At 49.2% G+C, this 25,762-nt stretch carries 38 protein-coding genes and 1 pseudogene; 5 read left to right on the top strand and 34 right to left on the bottom strand.

The window, feature by feature from the left end; genetic code table 11:
- Positions 1-16: 16 nt before the first annotated feature.
- The 34 genes and pseudogenes from ACQY69_RS10365 to ACQY69_RS10200 all read right to left on the bottom strand — a co-directional run bounded on the left by ACQY69_RS10365 (position 17) and on the right by ACQY69_RS10200 (position 19,573).
- Positions 17-964: a DNA-directed RNA polymerase subunit alpha gene (locus ACQY69_RS10365; protein ID WP_428260444.1), complete on the bottom strand. Its 948-nt coding sequence runs from the start codon at positions 962-964 to the stop codon at positions 17-19.
- Between the two features lie 151 nt (positions 965-1,115).
- Positions 1,116-1,703, bottom strand: a complete 588-nt coding sequence (gene rpsD / locus ACQY69_RS10360; protein ID WP_428260443.1) for a 30S ribosomal protein S4 — start codon at positions 1,701-1,703, stop codon at positions 1,116-1,118.
- 21 nt (positions 1,704-1,724) lie between these two features.
- Positions 1,725-2,123, bottom strand: a complete 399-nt coding sequence (rpsK, locus tag ACQY69_RS10355; RefSeq protein ID WP_428260442.1) for a 30S ribosomal protein S11 — start codon at positions 2,121-2,123, stop codon at positions 1,725-1,727.
- A gap of 15 nt (positions 2,124-2,138) precedes the next feature.
- Entirely contained in the window at positions 2,139-2,507 is a 369-nt protein-coding gene (rpsM, locus tag ACQY69_RS10350) for a 30S ribosomal protein S13 (protein WP_428260441.1), read from the bottom strand.
- A 105-nt stretch (positions 2,508-2,612) separates the two neighbouring features.
- Positions 2,613-2,726 (bottom strand): 50S ribosomal protein L36, encoded by a 114-nt coding sequence (gene rpmJ / locus ACQY69_RS10345; protein ID WP_147592648.1) that lies wholly within the window; start codon positions 2,724-2,726, stop codon positions 2,613-2,615.
- Positions 2,727-2,762: 36 nt separating this feature from the next.
- The gene (infA, locus tag ACQY69_RS10340; RefSeq protein ID WP_147592649.1) at positions 2,763-2,984 is read right to left on the bottom strand and encodes a translation initiation factor IF-1; all 222 of its coding nucleotides are present in this window, start codon (positions 2,982-2,984) and stop codon (positions 2,763-2,765) included.
- Between the two features lie 16 nt (positions 2,985-3,000).
- A complete protein-coding gene (gene map, locus ACQY69_RS10335; RefSeq protein WP_428260440.1) occupies positions 3,001-3,753 on the bottom strand; it encodes a type I methionyl aminopeptidase in 753 nt (250 codons plus the stop codon).
- 2 nt (positions 3,754-3,755) lie between these two features.
- Positions 3,756-4,400 carry an adenylate kinase gene (locus ACQY69_RS10330; RefSeq protein WP_428260439.1) on the bottom strand — a complete coding sequence of 215 codons (645 nt, stop codon included), beginning with the start codon at positions 4,398-4,400 and terminating at the stop codon, positions 3,756-3,758.
- A gap of 28 nt (positions 4,401-4,428) precedes the next feature.
- Positions 4,429-5,706, bottom strand: coding sequence for a preprotein translocase subunit SecY (secY, locus tag ACQY69_RS10325; protein ID WP_428261050.1), 1,278 nt, complete (start codon positions 5,704-5,706; stop codon positions 4,429-4,431).
- A gap of 5 nt (positions 5,707-5,711) precedes the next feature.
- Positions 5,712-6,152: a 50S ribosomal protein L15 gene (gene rplO, locus ACQY69_RS10320; RefSeq protein WP_428260438.1), complete on the bottom strand. Its 441-nt coding sequence runs from the start codon at positions 6,150-6,152 to the stop codon at positions 5,712-5,714.
- Between the two features lie 19 nt (positions 6,153-6,171).
- Positions 6,172-6,354, bottom strand: a complete 183-nt coding sequence (rpmD, locus tag ACQY69_RS10315) for a 50S ribosomal protein L30 (protein ID WP_428260437.1) — start codon at positions 6,352-6,354, stop codon at positions 6,172-6,174.
- Positions 6,355-6,369: 15 nt separating this feature from the next.
- Positions 6,370-6,873, bottom strand: a complete 504-nt coding sequence (rpsE, locus tag ACQY69_RS10310; protein WP_428260436.1) for a 30S ribosomal protein S5 — start codon at positions 6,871-6,873, stop codon at positions 6,370-6,372.
- 15 nt (positions 6,874-6,888) lie between these two features.
- Positions 6,889-7,254 (bottom strand): 50S ribosomal protein L18, encoded by a 366-nt coding sequence (gene rplR / locus ACQY69_RS10305; protein ID WP_428260435.1) that lies wholly within the window; start codon positions 7,252-7,254, stop codon positions 6,889-6,891.
- A gap of 18 nt (positions 7,255-7,272) precedes the next feature.
- Positions 7,273-7,818 (bottom strand): 50S ribosomal protein L6, encoded by a 546-nt coding sequence (gene rplF, locus ACQY69_RS10300; RefSeq protein WP_428260434.1) that lies wholly within the window; start codon positions 7,816-7,818, stop codon positions 7,273-7,275.
- Positions 7,819-7,830: 12 nt separating this feature from the next.
- Entirely contained in the window at positions 7,831-8,229 is a 399-nt protein-coding gene (gene rpsH, locus ACQY69_RS10295) for a 30S ribosomal protein S8 (RefSeq protein WP_428260433.1), read from the bottom strand.
- 71 nt (positions 8,230-8,300) lie between these two features.
- Entirely contained in the window at positions 8,301-8,486 is a 186-nt protein-coding gene (locus ACQY69_RS10290; RefSeq protein ID WP_428260432.1) for a type Z 30S ribosomal protein S14, read from the bottom strand.
- A gap of 46 nt (positions 8,487-8,532) precedes the next feature.
- The gene (rplE, locus tag ACQY69_RS10285; RefSeq protein WP_428260431.1) at positions 8,533-9,072 is read right to left on the bottom strand and encodes a 50S ribosomal protein L5; all 540 of its coding nucleotides are present in this window, start codon (positions 9,070-9,072) and stop codon (positions 8,533-8,535) included.
- Between the two features lie 17 nt (positions 9,073-9,089).
- On the bottom strand, positions 9,090-9,395 hold the full coding sequence (rplX, locus tag ACQY69_RS10280; RefSeq protein WP_428260430.1) for a 50S ribosomal protein L24: 306 nt from the start codon (positions 9,393-9,395) through the stop codon (positions 9,090-9,092).
- Between the two features lie 12 nt (positions 9,396-9,407).
- Positions 9,408-9,776 carry a 50S ribosomal protein L14 gene (gene rplN, locus ACQY69_RS10275; protein WP_428260429.1) on the bottom strand — a complete coding sequence of 123 codons (369 nt, stop codon included), beginning with the start codon at positions 9,774-9,776 and terminating at the stop codon, positions 9,408-9,410.
- Positions 9,777-9,791: 15 nt separating this feature from the next.
- Positions 9,792-10,052 carry a 30S ribosomal protein S17 gene (rpsQ, locus tag ACQY69_RS10270; protein ID WP_177267706.1) on the bottom strand — a complete coding sequence of 87 codons (261 nt, stop codon included), beginning with the start codon at positions 10,050-10,052 and terminating at the stop codon, positions 9,792-9,794.
- Between the two features lie 18 nt (positions 10,053-10,070).
- Entirely contained in the window at positions 10,071-10,274 is a 204-nt protein-coding gene (gene rpmC, locus ACQY69_RS10265) for a 50S ribosomal protein L29 (RefSeq protein ID WP_428260428.1), read from the bottom strand.
- The gene (gene rplP, locus ACQY69_RS10260) at positions 10,274-10,708 is read right to left on the bottom strand and encodes a 50S ribosomal protein L16 (protein WP_428260427.1); all 435 of its coding nucleotides are present in this window, start codon (positions 10,706-10,708) and stop codon (positions 10,274-10,276) included. Before rplP ends, rpmC begins: the two co-directional genes overlap by 1 nt.
- 325 nt (positions 10,709-11,033) lie before the next feature.
- Positions 11,034-11,660, bottom strand: a pseudogene (rpsC, locus tag ACQY69_RS10255) (30S ribosomal protein S3); the annotation flags it as partial.
- A gap of 17 nt (positions 11,661-11,677) precedes the next feature.
- Positions 11,678-12,010, bottom strand: a complete 333-nt coding sequence (rplV, locus tag ACQY69_RS10250) for a 50S ribosomal protein L22 (RefSeq protein WP_428260426.1) — start codon at positions 12,008-12,010, stop codon at positions 11,678-11,680.
- A gap of 16 nt (positions 12,011-12,026) precedes the next feature.
- Positions 12,027-12,302, bottom strand: coding sequence for a 30S ribosomal protein S19 (rpsS, locus tag ACQY69_RS10245; protein WP_428260425.1), 276 nt, complete (start codon positions 12,300-12,302; stop codon positions 12,027-12,029).
- 18 nt (positions 12,303-12,320) lie between these two features.
- Positions 12,321-13,154 carry a 50S ribosomal protein L2 gene (rplB, locus tag ACQY69_RS10240; RefSeq protein WP_428260424.1) on the bottom strand — a complete coding sequence of 278 codons (834 nt, stop codon included), beginning with the start codon at positions 13,152-13,154 and terminating at the stop codon, positions 12,321-12,323.
- Positions 13,155-13,172: 18 nt separating this feature from the next.
- Complete coding sequence (gene rplW / locus ACQY69_RS10235) at positions 13,173-13,463, bottom strand: 50S ribosomal protein L23 (RefSeq protein WP_428260423.1); 291 nt, start codon at positions 13,461-13,463, stop codon at positions 13,173-13,175.
- On the bottom strand, positions 13,463-14,086 hold the full coding sequence (gene rplD / locus ACQY69_RS10230; protein ID WP_428260422.1) for a 50S ribosomal protein L4: 624 nt from the start codon (positions 14,084-14,086) through the stop codon (positions 13,463-13,465). Before rplD ends, rplW begins: the two co-directional genes overlap by 1 nt.
- Positions 14,087-14,114: 28 nt before the next feature.
- Positions 14,115-14,750, bottom strand: coding sequence for a 50S ribosomal protein L3 (rplC, locus tag ACQY69_RS10225; protein ID WP_428260421.1), 636 nt, complete (start codon positions 14,748-14,750; stop codon positions 14,115-14,117).
- A gap of 92 nt (positions 14,751-14,842) precedes the next feature.
- Complete coding sequence (rpsJ, locus tag ACQY69_RS10220; RefSeq protein ID WP_177267715.1) at positions 14,843-15,154, bottom strand: 30S ribosomal protein S10; 312 nt, start codon at positions 15,152-15,154, stop codon at positions 14,843-14,845.
- An 892-nt stretch (positions 15,155-16,046) separates the two neighbouring features.
- Positions 16,047-16,463, bottom strand: a complete 417-nt coding sequence (locus ACQY69_RS10215; RefSeq protein ID WP_428260420.1) for a GNAT family N-acetyltransferase — start codon at positions 16,461-16,463, stop codon at positions 16,047-16,049.
- Positions 16,464-16,476: 13 nt separating this feature from the next.
- Positions 16,477-17,442, bottom strand: coding sequence for a PfkB family carbohydrate kinase (locus tag ACQY69_RS10210; RefSeq protein ID WP_428260419.1), 966 nt, complete (start codon positions 17,440-17,442; stop codon positions 16,477-16,479).
- 17 nt (positions 17,443-17,459) lie between these two features.
- Positions 17,460-19,139 (bottom strand): nucleoside kinase, encoded by a 1,680-nt coding sequence (locus tag ACQY69_RS10205; RefSeq protein ID WP_428260418.1) that lies wholly within the window; start codon positions 19,137-19,139, stop codon positions 17,460-17,462.
- Between the two features lie 92 nt (positions 19,140-19,231).
- Positions 19,232-19,573, bottom strand: a complete 342-nt coding sequence (locus tag ACQY69_RS10200) for a YdbC family protein (protein ID WP_428260417.1) — start codon at positions 19,571-19,573, stop codon at positions 19,232-19,234.
- 292 nt (positions 19,574-19,865) lie between these two features.
- Here ACQY69_RS10200 and ACQY69_RS10195 point away from each other — a divergent pair, with 292 nt between their 5' ends.
- The 5 genes from ACQY69_RS10195 to ACQY69_RS10175 all read left to right on the top strand — a co-directional run bounded on the left by ACQY69_RS10195 (position 19,866) and on the right by ACQY69_RS10175 (position 25,757).
- Positions 19,866-21,086: a patatin-like phospholipase family protein gene (locus ACQY69_RS10195; protein WP_428260416.1), complete on the top strand. Its 1,221-nt coding sequence runs from the start codon at positions 19,866-19,868 to the stop codon at positions 21,084-21,086.
- A 167-nt stretch (positions 21,087-21,253) separates the two neighbouring features.
- A complete protein-coding gene (locus ACQY69_RS10190; protein ID WP_428260415.1) occupies positions 21,254-22,780 on the top strand; it encodes an amino acid adenylation domain-containing protein in 1,527 nt (508 codons plus the stop codon).
- Positions 22,777-23,037, top strand: a complete 261-nt coding sequence (locus ACQY69_RS10185; RefSeq protein ID WP_428260414.1) for a phosphopantetheine-binding protein — start codon at positions 22,777-22,779, stop codon at positions 23,035-23,037. The genes ACQY69_RS10190 and ACQY69_RS10185 overlap by 4 nt, the downstream gene beginning before the upstream one ends.
- 19 nt (positions 23,038-23,056) lie before the next feature.
- A complete protein-coding gene (locus ACQY69_RS10180) occupies positions 23,057-24,706 on the top strand; it encodes an MBOAT family O-acyltransferase (RefSeq protein WP_428260413.1) in 1,650 nt (549 codons plus the stop codon).
- Positions 24,707-24,716: 10 nt separating this feature from the next.
- The gene (locus ACQY69_RS10175; RefSeq protein WP_428260412.1) at positions 24,717-25,757 is read left to right on the top strand and encodes a hypothetical protein; all 1,041 of its coding nucleotides are present in this window, start codon (positions 24,717-24,719) and stop codon (positions 25,755-25,757) included.
- Positions 25,758-25,762 lie beyond the last annotated feature (5 nt).

Here is a 25,762-nt window from a genome sequence, read left to right as displayed (position 1 = left end):
CCTGTATTATTTATTCTTATTCGTCACTCTGTCTGAGACTCAGCCCCAGCTCCTCGAGTTTATGTTTTACCTCGTCGAGAGATTTCTTTCCGAGGTTCCTTACCTTCATCATGTCCTCCTCACTCCTCTGAGTAAGCTCTTCTACCGTATTGATAGCAGCTCTCTTGAGGCAGTTGAAGGATCTTACCGAAAGTTCCAGCTCTTCGATGGTCATTTCGAGAGCCTTTTCCTTCTGGTTTTCTTCTTTTTCCACCATGATCTCCATGCTCTCAGTGGAATCGGTAAGCTCAACAAACAGGTTCAGATGCTCCTGCATTATCTTGGCACCTATGGACACGCCTTCACTAGGGGTGATGGAGCCATCGGTCCATATTTCCAGTATAAGCTTGTCGTAATCCGTCACCTGACCTACTCTAGTGTTCTCCACCGTGAAATTCACCTTTCTTACAGGCGTATAGATGGAATCAGTAGGGATGACCGAAATCGGTGTGTTCTCGTCTTTGTTCATCTCCGCAGGAACATATCCTCTTCCCCTGGCCAGATTGATCTCCATTATGAGTGTAGCATTTTCCTCGAGAGTCGCTATATGAAGATCCTGGTTGAATATCTCCACATCCGCGTCTCCCAGGATGTCAGCCGCAGTGACCTCCTTAGGCCCTATAGCATTTATCAGCACTCTCTTGGTATTTTCTCCGTTGAGCTTTATCGCCAATTTTTTGAGATTCAATATGATCTCGGTAACGTCCTCTTTGACGCCCGGAATGGTCGAAAACTCGTGAAGGATACCGTCGATCTTAACGGAAGTAACGGCAACACCTGGCAATGAGCTCAGAAGAATTCTTCTCAGGCTGTTCCCTAAAGTAGTACCATATCCTCTTTCAAGAGGCTCTACCACAAACTTTCCGTAATTGGGATCTTCGTCTGAAAATATGCATTCGATTGTCGGTTTTTCGATTTCTATCACTCAAAACCCTCCTTTTTCATTCAAAACGATAACTTATCGCTACCTGAACTATCGCAGATCCGGTCCGGACCGAAACCCGCGTCAGCCTTCTGTCAGGATCAGAAGAGCAGAAATCCGCGCGATAACTGCCTTCCGTCTCCTGGCAAAGAGACTACTTGGAGTACAATTCGACGATCAAGTGTTCTTCTATTGGCGTGTCTATCTGATCTCTGGTCGGGTCAGCCAGTACTTTTCCTTCCAGCTTATCTCTGTCTACGGAGAGCCATGCCGGGATGCCTACTGTCATGTCCTTGATCTCCTGGAACTTAGGAGAGCTTAAGCTCTTTTCTCTGACCTTTATCACATCCCCCGGCTTTACCTGATAAGAAGGGATATTGACCTTCTTTCCATTTACCAGGAAGTGGCTGTGAGTAACCAGCTGTCTGGCTTCTCTTCTCGTAGTCGAAAGCCCCATCCTGTAAACCACATTGTCCAGCCTCTTTTCCAGCATGATGAGAAGGTTTTCACCTGTGATACCCTTCTTCTTAGCGGCCTTTTCGAACGTGTTCCTGAACTGCTTTTCCTGAACGCCGTATACGAACTTAGCTCTCTGCTTCTCACGGAGCTGCAAGCCGTAATCGCTCATTTTTCTCGTATTTCTCTGAGAAGTTCTCTTCGACTCCTTGAAAATACCCAGGTGGCTGGGATCTATCTGAAGAGATCTGCATCTCTTTAAAATCGGGTCTCTGTTTACTGCCATAATTCGTTTCCTCCCTTCCTATCAGACTCTTCTGCGCTTAGGCGGTCTGCATCCGTTGTGCGGTATAGGTGTAATATCCTTTATCATCGTGATCTCAAGACCTGCCGTCTGAAGAGCTCTTATGGCAGCTTCTCTGCCGGATCCAGGACCTTTCACGTAAACCTCTACTGTTTTCAAACCGTGTTCCATAGCCGCCTTAGCAGCTTCTTCGGCAGCCGACTGCGCCGCGAATGGAGTCGACTTCCTCGAACCCTTAAAACCAAGTGAGCCTGCGCTGGACCAGGAAAGAGCATTTCCCGCCATATCAGTCAGGGTCACCAATGTATTGTTAAAGGTAGCCTGGATATGAGCCTGGCCTTTTTCAACATTCTTACGTTCTTTTCTCTTTTTTCTGACAGCCTTCTTTACAGCTTTAGCCATATCGTTCTACCTCCTTTACTTCTTCTTTCTTCCTACGGTCTTCTTAGGACCTTTTCTAGTTCTGGCGTTCGTCTTTGTCTTCTGTCCTCTTACAGGAAGACCTCTTCTGTGTCTGATTCCTCTGTAGCATCCGATTTCCATCAGTCTCTTGATGTTCATATTGACATCTCTTCTCAGGTCACCCTCCACCATGTACTCAGCTTCGATGACCTTTCTGATCTTACCGGCTTCTTCCTCTGTCAGATCCTTGACTCTGGTATCTGGGTTGATTCCGGTCTTCTCTAAAATCTTTCTTGAAGTCGCCCATCCTATACCGTAGATATAGGTGAGACCTGCTTCTATCCTTTTTTCATTTGGTAAGTCTACACCGGCTATACGAGCCATATTTTCCTCCTGTTCCCATCTTCCGTCACCTTTCTCACCGATATCTCATCGGCAGATAGTAATATAAACGGGATGTTCTTTCAATACAAATTCTTTTCTGTTCTTTTAGCCTTGTCTCTGCTTGTGCTTAGGATTCTCACAGATAACCATTACCTTGCCTTTTCTTTTGATCACCTTGCACTTTTCACAGATAGGCTTTACGGAAGCTCTGACTTTCATTTTAATCCTCCTTTGTATCCGCCTTCATCTATGCTCTTATGCTTTGCCTCTCCATGTGATCCTGCCTCTTGTAAGATCATACGGCGAAAGCTCCACCTTCACCTTATCCCCTGGGATAATCCTGATATAATTAGTCCTTATCTTGCCCGAAACATGTGCCAATACTTTATGACCGGTCTCAAGCTCAACAATGAACATCGCGTTAGGCTGCGCCTCTATTACTTTACCTTCCGCCTCTATGACATCTTTCTTCGCCATTCTTAACACCTCGCTTTTAGTAAGCCAATGTGAGCAGTTCCGGCTCACCATCGGTTATCGCCACAGTATTCTCATAATGTGCTGCCAGCTTACCGTCCAGAGTGACCACAGTCCAGTTGTTGGAAAGGGTCTTTACATCGTACCCGCCTTCGCATATCATCGGTTCGATGGCGAATACCATGCCCTTTGCCAGACGCGGACCTCTGCCGGCCTTTCCGTAGTTAGGTATCTGCGGTTCCTCATGCATGTTCTGTCCCACGCCATGGCCTACGAAATCACGTATCACCGAAAAGCCTTCGCTCTCTGCCTTCACCTGCACCGCATGTGAAATGTCCGACAGTCTGCATCCCACTTTGCAGAATTCCAGCCCTGCAAAAAAGCTTTCTCTCGTAACGTCTATAAGCTTCTGCGCTATATCGCTCACCTTACCTACGGGATAGGTCCTGGCCGCATCGCTGACGTACCCTTTGTAGGTAGATCCTACATCCACGCTGACTATATCGCCATCTTTTATTATCCTCTTCTTATCCGGGATCCCGTGGACTACTTCTTCGTTAATGGATACGCACGCGCTGGCCGGAAATCCGCCATACCCTTTGAAGGTAGGTATCATCCCGTTTCCTCTGATGGTGTCTTCAACAAATCTGTCTATGTCTGCGGTAGATATACCAGGCTTGATGAAATCTTCCAGCTCCTTTAATATAAACGCTGTCACCTTGCCTGATTCCCTCATCAGATCTATCTCTTCATCCGATTTGATTATTATCATATCTACTCACCCAATATGTCCACGATAGCGTTGAACACATTTTCCAGACCGATGGTTCCGTCTATATGTGCTATGTTCCCCGCCTTCTCGTAATAATCTATGAGGGGCTTTGTTTCCTTGTTGTATACTTCGATCCTGTTAGCCGCGGTCTCCTCGTTATCGTCCTTTCGCTGTTCCAGCTCAGCGCCGCATACGTCGCAGATGCCTTCCTTCTTCGGAGGTATGTTGACAACATGATAGGAGGCGCCGCATTTCTTGCAGACTCTTCTTCCCGTCAGTCGTATCATCAGCTCTTCCTTATTGACATCTATATCGAGTACGTGGTCTACTTTTTTACCCTGTGCTTCCAGGAACTCATCCAGCTTTTCAGCCTGAAAGACTGTCCTTGGGAATCCATCCAGAAGGAATCCGTTCCTGCAGTCGTCAGCCTTTAACCTGTCGGTAGCTATCTCAACGACCAGCTCATCGGGAACCAGTTCTCCTCTGTTCATGTATTCCTGCGCCTTCTTCCCCAGCTCCGTGCCTTCCTTGATGTTAGCCCTGAATATATCTCCCGTCGAAATGTGGGGGATATCATACTTCTTGACGATTTTCGCAGCCTGGGTGCCTTTTCCCGCGCCCGGAGGCCCTAATAATATTAAATTCATGCTCAACCTCCAATTCTTCAAAAGAGCACTATTTCAGGAATCCCTGATAATTTCTCATTACCATTTGCTGTTCCAGCTGTTTCATGGTATCAAGCGCCACACCCACAGCGATCAGCAGTGAAGTCCCGCCGAAGTGGAAATTGAGTCCGCCCAGCTGGCTCACTATCGTAGGCAGTATGGCGACTGCCGCCAGGAAAATCGCTCCCACAAAGGTAATTCTTGTCATAACTCTGTTTAAGTATTCAACCGTAGCCTTACCCGGCCTGATACCCGGGATAAAGCCTCCGTTGGCCTTCATGTTCTGAGCTACCTCCAGCGGATTAAAGGTCACGGAAGTGTAGAAGTAGGTGAAGAATATTATCAGAGCTACATTACACACGGCGTATACCCACACTCCCGGCGTTCCCGTCGGAGAAAGCCATTTTTCTATCCATGCTGCCACACCACTGCTGCTATCCATAAAATATGTTATTGTCAGCGGAAACTGCAGGAATGACATGGCGAATATTACCGGGATGACGCCGGCCTGATTCACCTTCAAAGGAATGTGAGTTGCCTGTCCTCCGTACATCTTCCTTCCTACGACTCTCTTTGCATACTGTACCGGGATCCTCCTCTGGCCCTGCTGCACTTCTATGATACCGACAATTACCAGCACACAGAAGATGATGAACAGAATCAACGTAACGATGCTCATGGTCCCATCCTGTACTCTTACCCAGATCTCCTGGATACCTGACGGGAGTCTGGAGATTATTCCCGCGAATATTATCAGCGATATGCCGTTTCCGATACCGTATTCATTTATCTGCTCACCCAGCCACATGAGGAATGTGGTTCCCGCCGTAAGCACCAGAACGATCACAGCGACGGAAAACACATCGGTGCTGATAAGCGCCTGCCTGAAGAGCCCTATGGAAACTCCGATGGCCTGGACTATCGCCAGTACAACTGTGAGATAACGAGTATACTGCGCTATCTTTTTTCTTCCTTCGGTTCCTTCTCTCGCCAGCCGTTCCAGAGACGGAACAGCGATGGTCAAAAGCTGAAGAATGATGGAGGCAGTGATATATGGTGTGATACTCAACGCGAATATGGTAAAGTTACTGAACGCGCCTCCTGAGAACAGATTGAACAGAGCAAAAAGCCCTGTTTCGCTGTCAAAAGTTTGGGCAAGCACTTCCCTGTCGATCCCCGGTACAGGGATCTGGGATCCGATTCTGAAAATCAACAGCATAAGCAGCGTGAATATGATTTTCTTTCTGATGTCAGGAATGTTCCAAGCTTTTGCGACTGTTCTGATCATCTCCATTAGATCACCTCGGCCTTTCCTCCGGCAGCTTCTATCTTCTCTACTGCAGTCTTGCTGAATTTATGGGCCTGAACCGTCAGATTCTTTTCGATGTTACCGTTTCCGAGGATCTTGATGCCATCCTTGACCTGTTTGGCCATTCCGGCTTCCTTTATAAGTTCCGGAGTCACCACTGTGCCCTCCTCGAACCTGTTGAGATCTTCCACGTTGAGAACTGTATACTCCGTTCTCCAGATATTGGTGAATCCTCTCTTAGGAATTCTCCTGTAAAGAGGCATCTGACCTCCTTCGAATCCAGGTCTGACACCGCCGCCGCTTCTGGACTTCTGTCCATTCATACCTCTTCCGGCAGTCTTCCCCTGTCCCGTAGCTGTACCTCGACCTTTTCTCTTAGGGGCCTTAGTCGCTCCCGGAACAGCTCTTAATTCATGAAGTTTCATTTCGCTTGCACCTCCCATCCTATAGCTCTTCTACAGTCAAAAGATGCGGAACCTTGTTTATAGCTCCCCTGGTCACCGGAGAGTCAATGAGTTCAACCGACTGGTGCATCTTCTTAAGTCCTAACGCTTCTACAACTTTCTTCTGTTTTGGGGAAGCGCCAATAACACTTTTCGTCAATGTGACTTTTATCATCTTTGCCATTGTTTCTGCCTCCTCTTATCCTAGAATTTCCTGCGGGGTCTTTCCTCGCTTGGCTGCCACCTGCTCCACGGTCATGAGGCTCTTAAGTCCTTCCAGCGTGGCGTACGCCATATTTCCCGTATTATTGGAACCGATGGACTTGGCTCTGATATCCTTGATCCCTGCGGCTTCCAGAACAGTACGCACCGATGAACCGGCGATTACTCCGGTACCCGGCATAGCCGGCATCAGCAGCACTCTGCCTGCTCCGAAAATCCCCAGATTCCTGTGAGGGATAGTCGTACCCACAGTAGGAACTTCTATGATGCTTTTCTTCGCGTCCTCAGTGGCCTTTCTCACCGCTTCCGGAATTTCCTGAGCTTTGCCGAGGCCAACGCCTACGTGACCTTCGCCGTCGCCTACGACTACCGTAACGCTGAATCTCATATTTCTTCCGCCTTTAACGGTCTTCGCTACACGTCTGATGCTCACGATAGTTTCGCTCAGCTCCAGCTTTGATACATCTATAGTATTTCGCATTCAACTTACCTCCTGTTAGAATTTCAAACCTGCTTCACGGGCTCCGTCGGCAAGTTCCTTTACTCTTCCGTGATAGAGGAATCCGCCTCTGTCAAAGGTAACCTCTTCGATACCCTTGGCCAGTGCCCTTTTCGCGATAGCTTCTCCTACTGCTTTGGCAGCTTCCTTGTTGCCGCCGTATCCGACTTGTGACTTCAATTCCTTGTCGACAGTAGATGCTGAAGCAAGCGTAACTCCGTTTACATCGTCGATAATCTGAACGGAAATATTCTTACTGCTTCTGAAAACGCAGAGCCTAGGCTTCTCAGGAGTTCCATAAAGGTTTTTTCTGATTCTCTGGTGTCTGGCAACACGCTTATCATTTCTGCTTTCTTTAGCCATTTTACTTTACTCCTTTCCTTATGATGAAGCCCCGGTCTTACCTTCTTTTCTGCGAATGTATTCGCCCTCATATCTGATCCCCTTGCCCTTATAAGGTTCAGGAGCTCTCCAGGCTCTTATGTTCGCAGCGTAATTTCCGACCTTAGCTTTGTCTATACCTTTAACTATGACAGTTGTAGCATCCGGAGCCTCTGTAGTGATGCCTTCCGGGTCTTCCAGCTCAACAGGGTGCGAATATCCCAGGTTCATCACCAGCTTCTTGCCCTTCTTCTCGGCTTTATAACCTACGCCTACCAGCTGGAGCTTCTTTTCGTACCCTTCGCTAACGCCGATCACCATGTTGCTTATCAGCGCTCTTGCCAGTCCGTGCTGAGCTCTCTTCTCGGCATCGTCTCCGTCTCTCGATACCGTCACTACGTTGTCCTTGTTCTCTATAGTCAGTAAATCGCTTACCTTTTCCTGCAATTCGCCTTTCGGTCCCTTAACGGTCACGACATTCTTATCATCGACCTTGACCTCAACGCCGGCAGGAAGAGTGATTGGTTTCTTACCTATTCTTGACATTGTTCTTTCCTCCTACCATACATAACAGATTACTTCTCCGCCGATACCCAGCTGTCTGGCTTCCTTATCACTGATGACTCCTTTGGATGTGGAAATCACCGCGATGCCCAGTCCGCCCAGAACTCTTGGGATCTCATTGGCCTTGGCGTACGATTTAAGGCCCGGCTTTGAAATCTTTCTGATTCCGCTTATAACTCTTTCTTTATTAGGACCGTACTTCATAGTGACTGTGATCATGCCCTGCTTGTTATCTTCCGTCACCTTGAAGTCCTCGATGTATCCTTCTTCCTTCAATATGCCCGCGATAGCTTTCTTCATCTTAGAAGCGGGAATATCGACCGTTTTATGACCTGCAGTATTTGCGTTCCTGATTCTTGTCAGCATATCTGCAATAGGATCTGTCATTGTCATCTTATATATTCTCCTTCCTCCGCCAGTTCAGCAATCATGCTGCTTAACGGATAGTAGTGCTTTAACTCGTATTACCAGCTTGCTTTTCTCACGCCTGGGATCTCTCCCTTATAGGCAAGCTCTCTGAAGCAGATACGGCAGATGCCGTATTTTCTCAGTACAGAATGTGGTCTTCCGCATATCCTGCATCTCGTATATGCACGTGTCGAAAACTTAGGTTTTCTCTGCTGCTTCACTTTGAGAGATGTTTTAGCCATTTTTTCCCTCCTTATATAATCTCCGAGCGCAATCGTTGAACTGCTCTTACTTCTCGAACGGCAGTCCCAGACCTGCCAGCAGCGCTGCGGCCTCTTCGTCTGTCTTCGCTGATGTCGTGAATACTATATTCATGCCCTTTATGGTATCAACTTTATCATAGTTGATCTCAGGGAATATGAGCTGCTCCTTTATACCCATGGAGTAATTTCCTCTGCCGTCAAAGGAGTTCTTGCTCACGCCCTTGAAGTCTCTTACTCTCGGAAGAGCGATGTTGAACAACTTGTCGATGAAATCGTACATGTTTTCGCCCCTGAGGGTGACCTTGGCTCCGACAGGCATTCCCTGTCTCACCTTGAAGTTGGCTATGGATTTTCTCGCTCTGGTCACTACAGGTCTCTGCCCTGTGATGAGGCTTATCTCTTCTATAGCGCTTTCCATTATCTTGGCGTTTTCCTTAGCTTCGCCGAGACCCATGTTGATCGTGACCTTTTCCAGCTTCGGCACTTCCATCACGTTGGTATATTTAAACTGCTCCATCAATGCCGGAAACACGTCGTTCTTATAAGACTCTCTCAATCTTGCCAAAACCGTCTCCTCCTTTCCTAGTCTATTACGGCGCCGGTCTTCTTAGCTACTCTGACCTTCTTGCCGTTCTCTACTTTATAGCCTATTCTGCTTGGCTGCTTTGCTTTAGTATCATAGTACATGACGTTCGAAACATCGATAGGGCCTTCCTGATGCTTTATCTCAGCGGCTTCCTTCTGAGTCTGCTTCTGGTGCTTCGTCTGCACATTAACGCCTTCCACTATCACCCTGCCTTCTTTAGGCATGGCCTTCAGTACCTTGCCGGTAACGCCTTTGTCCTTGCCGGTCAGTACTATTACAGTGTCATCTTTCTTAATTCGCATCTCGTACACCTCCTACAATACTTCCGGTGCCAGGGACACTATCTTCATGAATCCCTTATCTCTCAGCTCTCTTGCTACAGGTCCGAAGATACGGGTTCCAACCGGTTGTAAATCTTCCTTTATAACTACAGCCGCGTTCTGATCGAACTTCACATAGCTGCCGTCCACTCTTCTGGCACCCTGCTTCGTTCTAACAATAACGGCTCTGACTACTTCGCCCTTTTTCACAACTCCACCCGGCGTAGCGTCCTTTACCGCGCAGACGATCACATCTCCGATGTGAGCGTACTGACGGCTGGTTCCACCCAGGATACGTATGCATAAAAGTTCTTTAGCGCCGGAGTTGTCAGCGACCTTTAATCTCGTTTCAGTCTGGATCATCGTTAGGCGCCTCCTTTACTTAACTTTTTCAACGATGTTGACAAGTCTCCATCTCTTGTCCTTGGACAGAGGTCTCGTCTCCATGATTCTAACTTTATCGCCTATCTGGCATTCATTGTTCTCGTCGTGAGCCTTGACTTTCTTGGTTCTCTTTACAGCCTTTCCGTAAAGGGAATGTCTTACGAAGTCTTCAACCGCTACGACAATTGTCTTGTCCATCTTATCGCTTACGACCATGCCGACTCTTGTCTTTCTTCTGTTTCTTTCAACTGCCATAATACATCCTCCTTTCCGTTAGCCCTGAACCTTCGCGAGTTCCTTTTCCCTGATAATGGTCTTGACTCTCGCGATGTCTCTCTTCGTTTCACGCATCTTTATCGGATTTTCAAGCTGTCCCGTAACATGCTGGAATCTGAGATTGAAGAGATCCTTCTTCATCTTTGACAGTTCCGCGTTCAGCTCAGCTTCTGACATTTCTCTGATTTTCTTCAATTCCATTATGCTTCACCACCCTTTGCTAATTCCTGGTCTTTGATGGCAAATTTGCACTTGACAGGCAGCTTGTGAGCCGCCAGCCTCATCGCTTCTCTGGCCTGCGCCTCGGTAACGCCCTCTATCTCGAACATTATCCTGCCCGGCTTTACAACCGCTACCCAGTACTCAGGAGCACCTTTACCGGAACCCATTCGTACTTCGGCCGGCTTCTTCGTTACCGGCTTGTGCGGGAATATCTTTATATATACCTTACCGCCTCTCTTGACGGATCTGGTCATCGCAATTCTGGCTGCTTCTATCTGATTCGAAGTTATCCATCCACATTCAGTGGCTGCAAGACCGTAATCACCGTACGTTACGGTGTTGCCCTTCGTTGCCTTGCCCTTCATTCTGCCTCTGTGGACTCTTCTACGTTTAACGCGCTTTGGCATTAACATGACAACGTCCTCCTTTCGTCTATTCTTCAGATGCGGCGTCAGCAGGCGCTTCCGCGGCAGTCTGTGATTCTTCGACCTGTGCTTCCTGTGCCTGAGCCTCCTGTGCTTCGGCAGCCGCCTTCTTGGCCGCTTCCTCCTCAGGATCTACCTTCGGCTTTCTAACTCTCATGTTGACAGCTTTAGGCGCGGCTTCAGCTCTGTCGTGTCTTCTGTCATCTCTTCTAGGTCTTCTGTCACCGTCTCTTCTCTGTCTTCTGTCGCCTCTCTTCTTGCCGTCTCTTCTGTCATTCTTTTCTTCAGGCACTGCGCTCTTGAGGCCCTTGTCGAGTATCTCTCCGTGATTTATCCATACCTTCACGCCCAGTTTGCCGTAAGTCGTATCCGCTTCCGCGAATCCGTAATCGATGTCGGCTCTCAGGGTGTGGAGTGGAACGTTACCCTCGCTGTACTTTTCGGATCTGGCGATTTCCGCACCGCCCAGTCTTCCCGATGTGAGGACCTTGATACCCTTGGCTCCGGCCTTCATGGTCCTGCCTATGGCCTGCTTCATGGCTCTTCTGAAGGAAACTCTTCTCTCCAGAGCCTGAGCGATACTTTCGGCTGTCAGCTGAGCGTCCAGCTCCGATCTTCTCACTTCTTTTATATCGATGATGATAGTCTTTCCCGTCATCTTTTCCAGCTCTCCTTTGAGCTCATCGATGCCGGTCCCCGACCTTCCTATTACCATGCCGGGTTTGGCTGTCATTACGATCACCTTCAGCTTGTTTTCCGCGGCTCTCTCCAGTACGATCTTTGATACTCCCGCGGCATACAGCTTTTTCTTTACGAAGTCTCTTACTTTATTATCTTCAATGAGGTAATCGGCAAACTTAGTCTTATCTGCGTACCATTTTGAATCCCAGTCTTTTATTACGCCTACTCTCAGCCCATGAGGACTTACTTTCTGACCCATTTATTGAACCTCCTATCCTAATTTCTTTCCTTGAGAGTAACGCCCACATGGCTGCTTCTCTTCAGTATTATCGACGCTCTGCCCTGTGATCCGGCTCTCCATCTCTTCATAGTCGGCCCCTGGTTGGCATAAACTTCGGCGACATAAAGATTGTCTGTATTCATTTCCTTTACATCCGCGTTAGCAGCGGCGGACTTGACAACCTTTTCCACTATCTCAGCTCCTTTACCGGGAGTGAACTTCAGAATGTTCAATGCCTCGTTTAAATCCTTTCCTCTTACCAGATCGGTAACAGGCTTAAGTTTGATAGGAGACATTCTCACATATTTTGCAACTGCTTTTGCTTCCATTTTTTATCTCCTTTTCTTACTTATTTACTTTCTTGTCGGCAGCATGGCCTCTGTAGGTCCTCGTCGGAGCAAATTCTCCCAGACGGTGTCCTACCATATCTTCCGTTATATATACGGGAACGTGCTTACGCCCGTCATGTACCGCTATCGTATGTCCTACCATCTGTGGGAATATGGTCGATGGTCTGGACCATGTCTTTATCACTTTCTTATCGTTAGCCGCGTTCATCTCTTCGATGGCTTTAAGCAGCTTGGCGTTTACGAAAGGGCCCTTTTTAAGCGATCTACCCATTGTTTCTGCTCCTTCCTGTTATTTTACTCTTCTATCCTTCACGATATATTTGTTGGATTCCTTCTTTTTCTTTCTGGTCTTGTAACCCAGTGCAGGTTTACCCCAAGGCGTTACCGGACTTACTCGTCCTATGCTGGCCTTACCTTCACCACCGCCGTGAGGGTGATCGTTAGGATTCATTACAGAACCTCTTACGGTAGGTCTTATGCCCATGTGTCTCTTTCTTCCCGCTTTACCGATCTGGATGTTCTGGTGATCCAGGTTGCCGACTTCGCCGATAGTGGCTCTGCATTCGATCCTCACCTTTCTCACCTCTCCGGACGGCAGTCTCACCTGAGCGAAATTTCCTTCCTTCGCCATCAGCTGCGCGCCATTCCCTGCCGATCTCACCATCTGGCCACCCTTTCCAGGCTTCAGCTCTATGTTATGGATGATAGTACCTACAGGGATATTTGCCAGCGGAAGGGCGTTACCGATCTTGATATCGGCCTCAGCTCCCGACTCTATCACCGATCCGACTGTCAGCTTGTTAGGAGCGATGATATATCTCTTCTCTCCATCTGCGTAATTTATCAGAGCGATATTGGCTGTCCTGTTAGGGTCATATTCTATCGTAGCGACCGTTCCAGGGACGCCGTCTTTATTCCTCTTGAAGTCTATTATTCTGTACTTCGGTCTGTATCCGCCGCCTCTGTGCCTTACGGTTATCTTACCTCTGGAGTTTCTTCCCGAGTGCTTTTTAAGAGTTACCGTAAGCGACTTTTCCGGCTTGTCACAGGTGATCTCCTCGAAAGTGGAAACCGTCATGCCTCTCAAGCCCGGGCTTGTCGGATTGTATTTTTTAATTCCCATCGTTTCGTACCTCCTATATTACAGGCTCTGGAAGAACTCGATTTCCTTGCTCTTTTCAGTAAGGGTCACGATTGCCTTCTTGCTGGCGGCAGTCATGCCGACGTATCTTCCCATTCTCTTCTGCTTTCCTACCACGTTCATGATATTCACCTTGGCCACTTCTACGTCGAAAATCTCCTCAATGGCGTTCTTGACTTCTGTCTTGTTGGCGTCTACGGCAACCTTGAACGTGTATTTTTTCGCCTGCGCGTCTTCCATGCTCTGTTCGGAAATGACAGGCTTCAATATTACATCGTAAGGCGTTTTCATTATGAGTACACCTCCTCAATCTTCTCTATCGCTTCCTTCGTCACGATGAAGTTCGTGTGGTTGATGATATCGTACACATTCATCGTCGTAACGAGGGCTGTTCTCACTCCCTGTATGTTAGCCGCCGATCTTACGGTATTTTCGTCTTTCTCGGCCATCACTATCAGCGCTTTCTTTCCGGCATTGATGTTTTCCAGCATCTTCACCATTTCTTTCGTCTTAGGCTGATCGAATTTGATCTCGTCCATAACGATGATCTCGTTCTCAGCTACCTTGGACGAAAGAGCCGACAACATCGCCAGTCTTCTCAGCTTCTTAGGCAGCGTATATCTGTAGCTCCTAGGCTTCGGCGCGAATACCACACCGCCTCCTACCTGTGAAGGGTCTGTGGAGCTTCCCTGTCTGTGGCGTCCAGTTCCCTTCTGTCTGAAAGGCTTTCTGCCTCCTCCTCTGACTTCAGCTCTGGTCTTCGCAGACTGTGTTCCCTGTCTTCTATTCGCTAAAATGTTCTTCACTACCGCATGAACCGCGTTCTGATTCGGCTCTATGCCGAAGATCTCGTCTTTCAGCTCGATCTGTCCGGCTTCCTTGCCTTCCATATTCAGCATCGTCACTTTTGACATCTTACTTCCTCCTTCCTGAAGTCATCTCTTATTTGTCCTGACCTTTTACCGCGTACTGGATACGAACAAGTCCGCCTTTGTTCCCCGGAACCGCACCCTTTACCAGCATAAGGTTCTGATCTTCTATAACTTTTACCAGCTCGACATTCTGCACCGTCACAGTCTCGCGGCCCATTCTTCCCGGACCCGCGTTACCCTTGAAGACTCTTGAAGGATAGGTACCTGCCGCCAGGGCTCCTGCCAGCCTCTTGTGTTTTGAACCGTGGCTCATCGGGCCTCTGTGGTGTCCATGTCTCTTGATGTTACCCTGGGTCCCCTTACCTTTGGAAGTACCCGTCACATCCAGCTTCTTTCCGACCTCAAAGTCGGCTACAGTTATCTGCTGTCCTATCTCGTAAGTTTCGCCCTCTTCCGGTCTGAACTCGGCAAGATGCTTCTTAGGGGCGATATCGTTCTTTGAAAAGTGTCCCGTCATCGGTTTGTTCACTCTCTGCGGTTTGGCGTCCTCAAAACCGAACTGTACGGCGTCGTATCCATCCGTCTCAACGGTCTTGATCTGCGTTACCGTCATAGGGCCGGCCTGGATGACCGTAACCGGTATCACAGCACCGTGCTCGGTAAATATCTGAGTCATGCCCATCTTTTTACCTAAAATCGTTTTCATGGTTTATCTTTCCTCCTTGTTTCTTACAGCGGACCGCGGCAGCGGTCATACTAAGGGAGTTCCCTTCGCTTTTCTTTTCTGCTCCTCGTGAGTTAGAGCTTTATTTCGATGTCGACACCGGCAGGCAGATCCAGCTTCGTGAGGGCATCAGTCGTCCTCGCCGTCGCGCTGGTGATGTCGATCAATCTCTTATGAGTCCTCTGCTCGAACTGTTCTCTGGAATCCTTATACTTGTGAACAGCTCTCAATATGGTCACGACTTCCTTCTCCGTCGGAAGAGGGATCGGGCCGGAAACCTCAGCGCCCGTTTTCTTGGCTGTCTCGACAATCTTCGCAGCCGACTGGTCGAGAAGCGCATGGTCGTAAGCCTTCAGTTTGATTCTGATTTTCTGTAATTCGCTCATTGCTTTTCCTCCTAATTCTTTTGTACTGTTTTCGCTATGCTCGTACAGGGGATCCCGTCTCCTGACTTTTCCCGGCGTCCGCATCGCATGCATCGATCATATCCAGTATTTTCAATGCCTGCGGTATTCCATTCCCGGCGCGTACAGTGGTTTCGCTTGCTTCGTACACGGCCTCGTGTGTTTCCTAAGTTTTACACAAAACAAAAAATCAGCGAATCCCTTCGCCCTCATCTGAAGTGAGGACAATTCTCAGTGGAAATTCTCCTATAGCACGGTAACTTCCCACCTCATCGCCTTACACAAGCCTTTGTAGTATAAACTATTATCCCAATTTATGCAAGAGTTTTCCGGAAATTTTTTTGCGTTTTTTTATCACTATAAACCTGTTGTTTTCAACCGTTTTCAGTCGCATCTTACGCACACGCTTTCCTGCGTTTCCATTCAGGAGGCAAAGAACAAAAATTCAGAAATTTTATTTTATCTGCGGGCGTCGGCTATGCCCTTTATCGGACTGTTCCAACAAGTTATGCCTTTTAAAGAACCGGCATTCCAGCGCTTTATATTATGCTATGCTGCGTTTTATACCAGATCCGCTCTTTTAAGCGTTTTCCCGTATAACAATCCGCCTCCTTTTCCCTCAAAACACCACTGTTTTTATACGGTTTCCTTGCTTACATCCTAATTCAGGTATAAAAATCGCAAGAAAAATCAGCTTCGCCTTATACGGAAAATCCACAAACCTCTTTAGAAAAGTATAAATTCTATGGAATATTTTATAATCGAGGCTTTCTGCCCCCCTTTTCACATGCAAATCGCAAAACGCTGAAGGTCAAAAAGAATAACTGCCGCACTGATGACAGCCTTTCATCAGTGCGGCGGAATCAAAACGGCATCACGGGTTTATCCATTTCACCATGCCGGCGCCCATCTCTTCGTTAGGTCTGCTGGTAAATCCCAGCTTTTCATAAAAGCCTTCGTTTCCTTTGGTAGCCATCAGATTGGCCATGACACAAAGGCCGTCTTTTCCCACCATTTCCAGCCACTCGTTGATCCGCACCAGCATAGCCTTCCCGACCCCCAGCCTCTGACAGTCAGGTCTCACCATCACATCCGCGATGAGGTACATATAGCCTCCGTCGCCTATCACCCGCGCTGAACCGACAGCTTCTCCGTCCCGGCGGGCAACGACCACCAGCATGGAATTATCCAGACCTCTGCGTGCCTGCGCAGCGTCAAGTTCCTTCCAGCCCACAGATTTTCTCAGGCTGTTGTATTCATCTGCGGATATTTCATTCCCGTATTCTATCATAGTCTTTCTCCTGTCACTCCACTGCTTTTACGCCTACGTCCGCCAGATACAGCGCAGCTTTTTCCATGGCGTCTGCAGCGATCTCTTCTATCGTCTTTCCATCCACGGCTCCGGCAACCACCGCAGCGGACACCACATCACCTGCGCCGGATGTGCTCCCCAGCGTTATGAGCCGCTCAGGTCTCAATATCCCTTCTCTGTCTCCTTCTCTGTAATACAGCCCGCCGCCTTTGATGGTTATGACGATCCTCTCGACTCCTGACTTTCCGAAAAACGCACCGGCTTCCGACAGCTGTTCTTCACTTAAAACGGTCTTTCCACTCATGGATTCCGCTTCCATCCTGCCCGGCATCACACAATAAAATCCCTCCAGAGAATCCTTGACTTTTCTCCCTCCCCGGCTGCTGGCCGGATCGAAGAACAGTTTCACCCCGGATCTGCCGCCGTATGTCTTCAGCACATAATCGATAGTCTCCCCAGGTATGGTCCCGTCCACGACGATGGCTTCAGCCTTTTCCAGTATTTTCGCTCTGTCACGGATAAACTCCGGCGTGATGTTCTTTATCACATGCCTGTTTTTCTTTGCCATACTGACATCTCCGAATATGTTCACCAGTTCCACGTCGACCGCCGTACTGTCTTCGAATACCGCCAGACCTTCCCGGCCCACTCCCGCTTTGTCCAGCCCGGCTCTTGCGGCAGAGCCCATAGTATCATTGCCTATCGCCGATATAAATTCAGTATCATATCCCCAGGCAGCCAGATTGACAGCGATATTGTAACCGCATCCGCTGCCCTTCACAGTTATCTCATCATCCTCTTCTTCCGGTTCCTCCTGCGGTATCTCCTGCGGCGGCGCCATACCGTAAGGCCCCGGATATCCGTATCCGCCAAAGCCTTCCCGCTGTCGTTCATCCTCTTTCGGAGGCAGCAGCTTTACGCTGACAGTCTCCTTTACACATCCTATCACTGCGATCATAGTTTTCTCCTTTTCCATCATACGAAAATGCTGCCACCGATAAATTCCCTTATTATCGAATTGTTAGGGATGACCTCTTCTTCCTCCATCGGATCGAAAAACTCGATGAATTTCAGCAGCCGCACGGCTTCCGCATACTCGTCCTGATCCTCCCTGACCTCTTTCAGGATCGGCACCGCGTATTTTCTCAGCACTGACAACTCATAGGCCATAGCCGAATTGAAAAGCACATCGGCCTTCTCACTGTAAGGGAATATATTCCTGTCTTCTCCGGCTCTCACCTTGGGCCATACGGAAATGGTCTCGGCTGCTGAGCTTCTTCTGAATTCTTTATCTCTGACGATACGTCTTATCATCCTGTCGTCCGTGGTCGTCACTCTGTTATGCCTGTCGATGTTCAGCTGGGTGAAGGGGCTTATATATATCCTGAATTTTTCATCATCATCTATTCGCTCAGTCAGCTTGTCATTGAGACCATGTATCCCCTCTATCACGACAGGCTGAAGCGGCCCTATGGATGTTATCCTGGTCCCGAACACCTTCCTTCCCATCCTGAAGTCGAATCGCGGAAGATCTACCTTTTCGCCCATCAGCAATCGGTTCATATTATCGTTGAACAAATCGATATCCAGGGCGTCCAGGTTCTCGAAATTATAATGTCCGTCCTCATCGACCGGAGACTGACTCCGCTCCAGATAATAATCATCAGTCCCCATGTAAAGGGGCTGCAGTCCGTTTACCCTCAGCTGCACGCACAACCGCTTGGCAAAAGTCGTCTTGCCGGAGGATGAAGGCCCCGCTATCAGTATCATCCGCTTTTTCTTCCGGCTTATCATGTCGGCTATCTCCGCGATCTTCTTCTCATGGAGCGCCTCCGACAACAGCACCAGCTCCTTGGACTTGTGAGCCTTTATGCTGTCATTGAGATCCGGCAGATAAGCGACGCCCAGCAGACGATGCCAGTTCTTGGCTTCCGCGAAGGCTCTGTATATTTTCCTGTCGTCCACAGGCTCCGGCAGACTGTCGGGATGAGACGGCTGAGGAAATCGCATCACCACGCCCTGGCCGTATCTTTCCAGTTGAAAATACTTGATATATCCTGTGGATGGCGCCATAAGCCCGTAAAAAAAGTTTCTGTAGCCTTCCAGGCTGTAAAACTTGGCTTCCGTGATATACGTCGACTCTCTCAGGAGCCTGGCCTTCTCGGAGCAGTTGTACTGCTCCCATATCTCCACGGCCTCCTGCCGGTCATATATCTCCCTGACGATAGGAAGATCTTCAGCCACCAGCTCTCTCATCCTCTTCTCCACAACCCGCACCTGTTCCTCCGTCACGTGAGGACTCACCTCTATCTCCGTATACAGTCCTTTGTTGAGGGAATTCTCGATATTCACCGGGACATCCCCCATCGTATCCCATACGGCTTTCAGATAAATGAGCGCCAGGCTGTTCTGATATGCCAGGTCAGCGCTGTGGTTCCTTATGTCCAGAAGCTCCACAGTCGAATCCTTTTCCAGCGAAAAACTCAGCTCTTCGTATTTTCCATTGACCTTAGCCAGCAATACAGTATACGGCAGTTCACCGCGGAATTCTCCCGCCAATTCTTCCAGCGTCACGCGCCCTTCTCTGATGATTTCACGACACTCGCCGTCCGGCCTCGTCTTCAACATTATCCTCATGATGTCACCTCTAAACACATCCGTTTATTTCCCCATGAATATAAATCAGTATATCATACGCGCAAAATAAAAACCACAGGACAGCACCTGTGATTTTTATTACAATGATATCATACCACCTTCTCTTCCGCCTCAATCCCCGCTTCCAGGGCCTTGTCCTCATCCGCTTCCCACTGACCCGTCTCTCTTTCGCGGCGGCTGTCATAAGACTGCCTTCTGTTCCTGTTCCTCATCACATCCAGAATGAATCTCATTTCCTTCTCATGAAGAGTCACTCCTCTGGACATCCTCAGATGATCGGGAGACCAATCCCTGATATCGTATTTTGGCGCGCCTCCGTTCCAGCTGACCAGATTCAGCTCCTTGCTCCACCCCGTAGTATAAGTGGTAAGCACTCCTATCTCCTCTACGATATCGAAGGATATCTCCCTGCCCGTATCATTTCCGTTCATCTCTTTTCTCCTTTCACGATGATCTTCATCAGGTATACCTCTTTCCCGACCTTATCTATAAAATACCATATTTGTAATATATTGTCAATATATTTTTAAAAAATTCTTTCTCTCTCCTTTCAGATCCCGGCGCCGTGAAAATCCGGGATCTCCGCGATGACATCCTCCTGCCGATAGACGCGCCGCGGCTCATATAGTATAATTCAATATGACAGCCGGGCCCCGCGCATACGCGAAGAGGCCTTACAACAAGGGCAGCGCTGCCCTCATGGCAGCGCAGGGAGGTAATGACATGAAAAAGACTGCGCTGGTACTGAGCGGAGGCGGGAGCCGCGGAGCATACGAGATAGGCGTCTGGAAAGGGCTGAAAAAGCTCAGGATCTCCATAGACATGGCAGCAGGAACGTCGGTAGGCGCCATCAACGGTGCCATGGTGGCCCAGAAAGCCCTGAAACAAGCCGAACACCTCTGGCTCCAGATGGAAACAGACATGATATTCGACATCGAATCCAGCGGTATCCCTTCGGAAGACGCCGTAGCCTACGCCAGGGAAATCGTTCTTCACGGCGGAGCGGGCAGCACCGGCCTTGCCAAACTCCTCCATCAGTATATAAATGAGGATAAGATCCGGCGTTCTTCCATCGAATACGGCCTGGTCACAGTCCAATTCCCATCCTTCGAAAAGCATGCCTTGTATGCCCGCGACATCCCGAAAGGGCGGCTGACCGACTTCATAATGGCCAGTGCCTCGTGTTTTCCGGCTGTAAGAAAATATGACATAGACGGCGAATACTTCATAGACGGCGGCTACAGGGACAATCTGCCCGTATCAATGGCTCTTGCGGCGGGCGCGGACAGAATAATAGCTGTCGACCTGGAAGCGGTAGGTACCGTGGATCGGGAATCTCTGAACAGGGCGTCGAGAGAATGCAAGGAGTTCCATCTGATAAAAAGTCCGCTGCCACTGGGAAACTTCCTCACATTCGACAGGCTGAACACTGCAAGGATCATGCGCCTTGGCTATCTCGATACTCTGCGCCACTTTGGAAAATACGACGGCATCAGGTATACATTCAAAAAAGGAGAGTTCTCCTCTCACCAGCTGCTGGGCGCTGACAATGCAGCCTATTTTCTGGAGCTGGATCCCGGCGAAGTTTACACGGAAAAGAAACTGAAAGCCGCCGCTTCAACACGCCTCAAACGCATCACCGACACCTCGCGTCTGTCCGAAGCGTTTTCCGCTCTGAAGGAAGTCGTCTCCAATGCCGACAACTACACAGGCGGAGCCCGTGCCGAAACAGCAGGCCGGTCAAAGGCCGCGTTGAAACGCGTAATGGACATGGCCAGAGAGCTGGTTGACGACGCCGACTTACGGATGGCTCTCGTCCTTTCCATCGCAAACAGTCTGAAAGAAAAAGGAGAAGACAGCGCCTTCCTTCATCCGATGATATTCAAAATGCTGGAACAGGAAATCCAGGCTGCCAATTTCCTTATCCGTGAAAAGCTCATATAAAAAGCAGGCGATCCGCCTCCCGGCTCAAACGGAGCAGGCGGATCGCCTTTTTCTTTTTCCGGTTAATAAATCGTTAAAACATTATTAATACTTTACCGTCTTTAATGTTAAAAGAAATTCTTTCATAATGGCCATGACCACAACAACAAAAGAAAGGATGGCCATATATGAAGAACATACTGGAACATCTCGAAGAAACGGTACTCAAATACCCTTCAAAAATAGCTCTGGCGGACGAAAACCGCCAGGTATCATTTCTCAGTTTGATGAACAACTCGCAAAAAATCGCCGGCGCACTGAAACATCTTTCCCGCAACAGCCCTGTAGCCATAATGACAGACAGGAGTGCGAAATGCGTGGAAGCCATGTTTGCCGCCGTATACGCCGGCTGCTTCTACACAGTCATCGATATCGATTCTCCGATCAACAGGATCACGGAAATCTTCAAGACATTGAAGCCTCAGGCGGTGATAACCGATCTGGCACACCTGGAGCTTGCAGGCCGGGTATATAAAGGGAATACGATAACAGTCTACGAACAGGCGATACAGTCTCCCGCAGACCTCCGATTCATAAAAGGCGTCAGGGATCGTATGGTTGATGCGGATCCGCTTTACGTCCTCTTTACCAGCGGATCATCAGGCATTCCGAAAGGGACGGTGGTTTCCCACAGAAGCGTCATCAGCTATATCGACTGGGTCACCGGGGAGTTCGGCTTTGACGACGCCACCGTCTTTGGCTCCCAGACGCCTCTGTATTTTTCCATGTCAGTGACCGACCTTTATTCGACTATGAAATGCGGATGCACCTATGACATCATCCCGAAGGCGCTGTTTTCTTTCCCGGTAAAGCTGATAGAGCATCTCAACAGCAGACGCGTCAACACTCTGTACTGGGTCCCTTCAGCTCTGGCCATCGCGCCCAACTGGGATCTTTTCCAGTACGCCATGCCGGAGCATCTTGAGAAAGTACTGTTCGCGGGTGAGGTGATGCCGACACGCCATCTCAACTACTGGATGTCCCACCTTCCTGAATGCACATATGCCAACTTGTTCGGCCCGACAGAGACCACGGATATATGCACTTTTTACGTGGTGGATCGCTCCTTTGATGACAGCGAGATCCTCCCCATAGGCAAGGCGTGCGACAACTGCGATGTCTTCCTGCTGACGGAGGACGGACGCATGGCTAATCCGGGTCAGGAGGGCGAACTGGTAGTGCGCGGGGCCTTCCTGGCCGACGGATACTACAATGATCCGGTAAAGACAGCCGCCGCTTTCTGCCAGAATCCTCTCAACACCGCATATCCCGACAGGATATACCGTACCGGCGACCTGGTGAGGCTCAATGAAAGAGGAGAATATGTATATATATCGAGAAAAGACAACCAGATAAAACGGATGGGCTACCGCATCGAACTGGGCGAGGTGGAAGCTGCCGCCAATTCAATGGACAGCATAAGAGCTTCGGCCGCCTTATACGACAGCGCCTCGAAGCAGCTGCTCCTGGTATGCGACGCCAGAGGAGCAGAGGCCGGAAGCATATCTGAACATCTCAAGGATATGCTGCCCGACTACATGCTCCCCGACAGACTGATCAGCGTCGACGCCATGCCCTACAACGCCAACGGCAAAATAGACAGAAGTAAACTGAATGAGATCTACATCAAAAGAAACAGTGAGGTACAGATATGAGCAACATTACGAATATGGATGAAATGAGAGAAATACTTGATATACTGCGGATGGCCAACCCTGCCGTCGACTTTGAAGGAAGGACCGACCTCTTCTCGTCAGGGGATCTGGACTCCATGAATATAATAATGATCGCATCGGAGATCAATGACAGGTTCGACGTGGAGCTTCGCGCCATCGACATAACACCGGAAAATTTTGATTCTCCGGACGGAATATTAGCGCTGATAAAAAGGCTAAAAAAAGAAGAGGCATAGATAGGGAAAGGGACAGACAATGAATTACGCAACTATATCATTCCTGTGCTTTCTTCTGATGACGGGCATCGTCTATTTCATCGTGCCGAAAAAGCTCCAGTGGTTGGTACTGCTCATCGCATCTCTGCTTTTCTACATACTGTCATGTGGTATCATGGCGATGTTCCTCCCAGCTGCGGCCGCAGTCGTATACGCAGCCGGGCTCCTTCTCTCGCGGGAGGATGACAGACTGACGCTCCGGCTGAAAGAAGCAGCCGATATGACGGCCATGACCGCCGCAGGCAATGGAGACGATGTTCCGATCAGAAGCGATAACAAAGCCGCTAAAAAGGCCCTGAAAAAGCAGACAGAACGCAAAAAGAAAAAAATAGTAGCCGTTTCGGTCGCCCTCCTGATACTGATGATATTGTCCACTAAGTACTGCAATTTCTTCGGTTCTGCGGCGAATTCCGCCGCCGGGCTTCTGGGCTTCGGTAAGCTCCTGCCTACATTCCACATCATCATGCCGCTGGGCATCTCATATTACACACTGATGGGCATCAGCTACATAACGGACGTGTACAGGAAATCGATACCGGCAGAGCGGAATCCACTGAGGCTGCTGCTGTTCCTCTGCTACTTTCCCCATATCACAGAAGGTCCATTCGAACGATATGGACAGTTGGGGCCTCAGCTGAAAGAAGCTCATTCGATCAGCTACGACAGGATAAAAAGCGGCGGCATAAGACTGTTGTGGGGGATATTCAAAAAACTGGTGATAGCCGACAGAGCCGGGCTCATCGTGAGCACCATATTTCCCCACCACAGTGACTACAGCGGCGGCGCGCTGGCCATCGCCGCCATACTCTATACATTGCAGATATACGCGGAATTTTCCGGGTGTATGGATATAGTATGCGGGACGTCCCAGATGCTGGGAATAAATATGCCGGAAAATTTCAGGCAGCCGTTCTTTTCCCGTTCCATCAGTGAGTTCTGGAGACGCTGGCACATCACGCTGGGGCAATGGCTCAAGGATTACATATTCTATCCCGTGAGTCTTTCCAGACACTTTCGCGCCATAAACGAGAAAGCAAGGAAGCACATTTCCTCCAGACATCTGCTCACCCTCATCCCGTCGGCCTACGCTCTGTTTTTCGTATGGTTCTGCAACGGGCTGTGGCATGGAGCCGGGATCAAATTCATCATCTACGTCCTCTATTATTACGTGCTGATGATGTTGGGCCAGGCGTTAAAACCTCTGTCGGACAAATGCCTTTCATCCCTGGGGGTCTCCAGAGACAGCAAGCCGTATCACATTTTTGAGGTCCTGAGGACATGTGCCGCAGTATGTTTCGGCATGATCATCTTCCGCTCAGAGAGCCTTAGCCAGGCGGCTTCGATATTCTCACGGCTTTTCCTGCACCCGGGGCTGAGCCGCACAGTCGGCGAGCTTTCAGCTATCAAGGGAATCGACGGATGGGATTATATGATACTTTTCCTTTCCGTCCTCCTGCTGCTGGCTGTCTCGATGGCCAAGGAACGGGGGATAGAGCTTCGTTCGTCTCTCTCCCGTAAGATCCTGCCCATACGCTGGACCGCCTATATGCTGCTGATATTTTCCATCGTGATACTGGGCGCATATGGAGGCGATTTCGTAAATACTACTTTCATATACGGAGAATTTTAAGGAGGCTTTCATGGGAACCAAGATCTCGGCATTGAAAAATGCTGCCAGAGCTGTGATATTCATCAGTCTGGTGGTGATGATATTCATCTTTCTGTCCAAGTCCTTCGCAGTCAGTGGAAATTCCTCCGAGGATGGCATGGAATCCAGGATATCCAGCGCTTACCGCGGGGAGGCGGAAAACACTCTGGACGTGATATTCGTCGGCAACAGCGACGTATACAGAGGTGTTTCTCCTGTCGATCTGTACCACGATACAGGCATCACCTCTGCGGTCGCCGGCCGCCCCAATAATACATTGAAGGAGATATCCTCTGATATCGACGACATCCTGAAATATCAGAAGCCAAAAGTGGTCGTCCTGGAGACTGACTGCATGTTTTCCGGGACCAACTCTCACTACAAAAAACATAAGGCCGAAACGACGACTATTTTCACTAAAATAAAAAAAGCCGCCGGCGATGCCGACAGCGCGATCATTTCCGCCATCAATTACTACTTCCCTCTGGTAAAATACCATGACAGATGGAAAAAGCTCAGCCTTTCCTCCTTCATCGACAGGAACCGTAACTTCTACAAGTTCCGGAACAAAGGGATGGCCTACTCTGAAAAGGTCAGTCCTTACACTGCAGGCAACAGCTATATGGAGCCTTCCGAGGGGAAGTCGGCCGCTCTCAGCGGAAAAAACAAGGCGGCCTTCGACGAGATCAATGAAAAATGCCGCGACAACGGCATCCGCCTCGTCCTGATCACCGTTCCTTCCGCCAACACCTGGAGCGACGCCAAATCTCAGGCTGTCCGTGAGCTGGCGAAGCAGAGCGGTCTCACATACTACGACTACAACCGCTCCTTCCCGCCCGGCTTCGACTGGAAACTACACACTACAGACGGCGGCAATCATCTCAACTACGCCGGCGCTGTGACGGTGACCCGGGACTTCGGTCTGAAGCTGAAAAACGACCTGAAGCTTCCGGAAAGCCAGCTTACGGACCAGCAGAAAAAGGAATGGCAGCAGGATTACCGTGATTTCCATCGGGATGTATCGAAAATATGATAGAC

Origin of the sequence: Gallibacter sp. Marseille-QA0791 (genome assembly GCF_965119705.1) — a bacterium.
Classification (GTDB): Bacteria; Bacillota; Clostridia; order Peptostreptococcales; family Anaerovoracaceae; genus Lentihominibacter; species Lentihominibacter excrementipullorum.
The sequence above is the reverse complement of the archived record's forward strand: the minus strand, read 5'-3'. Positions and strand labels throughout refer to the sequence as shown.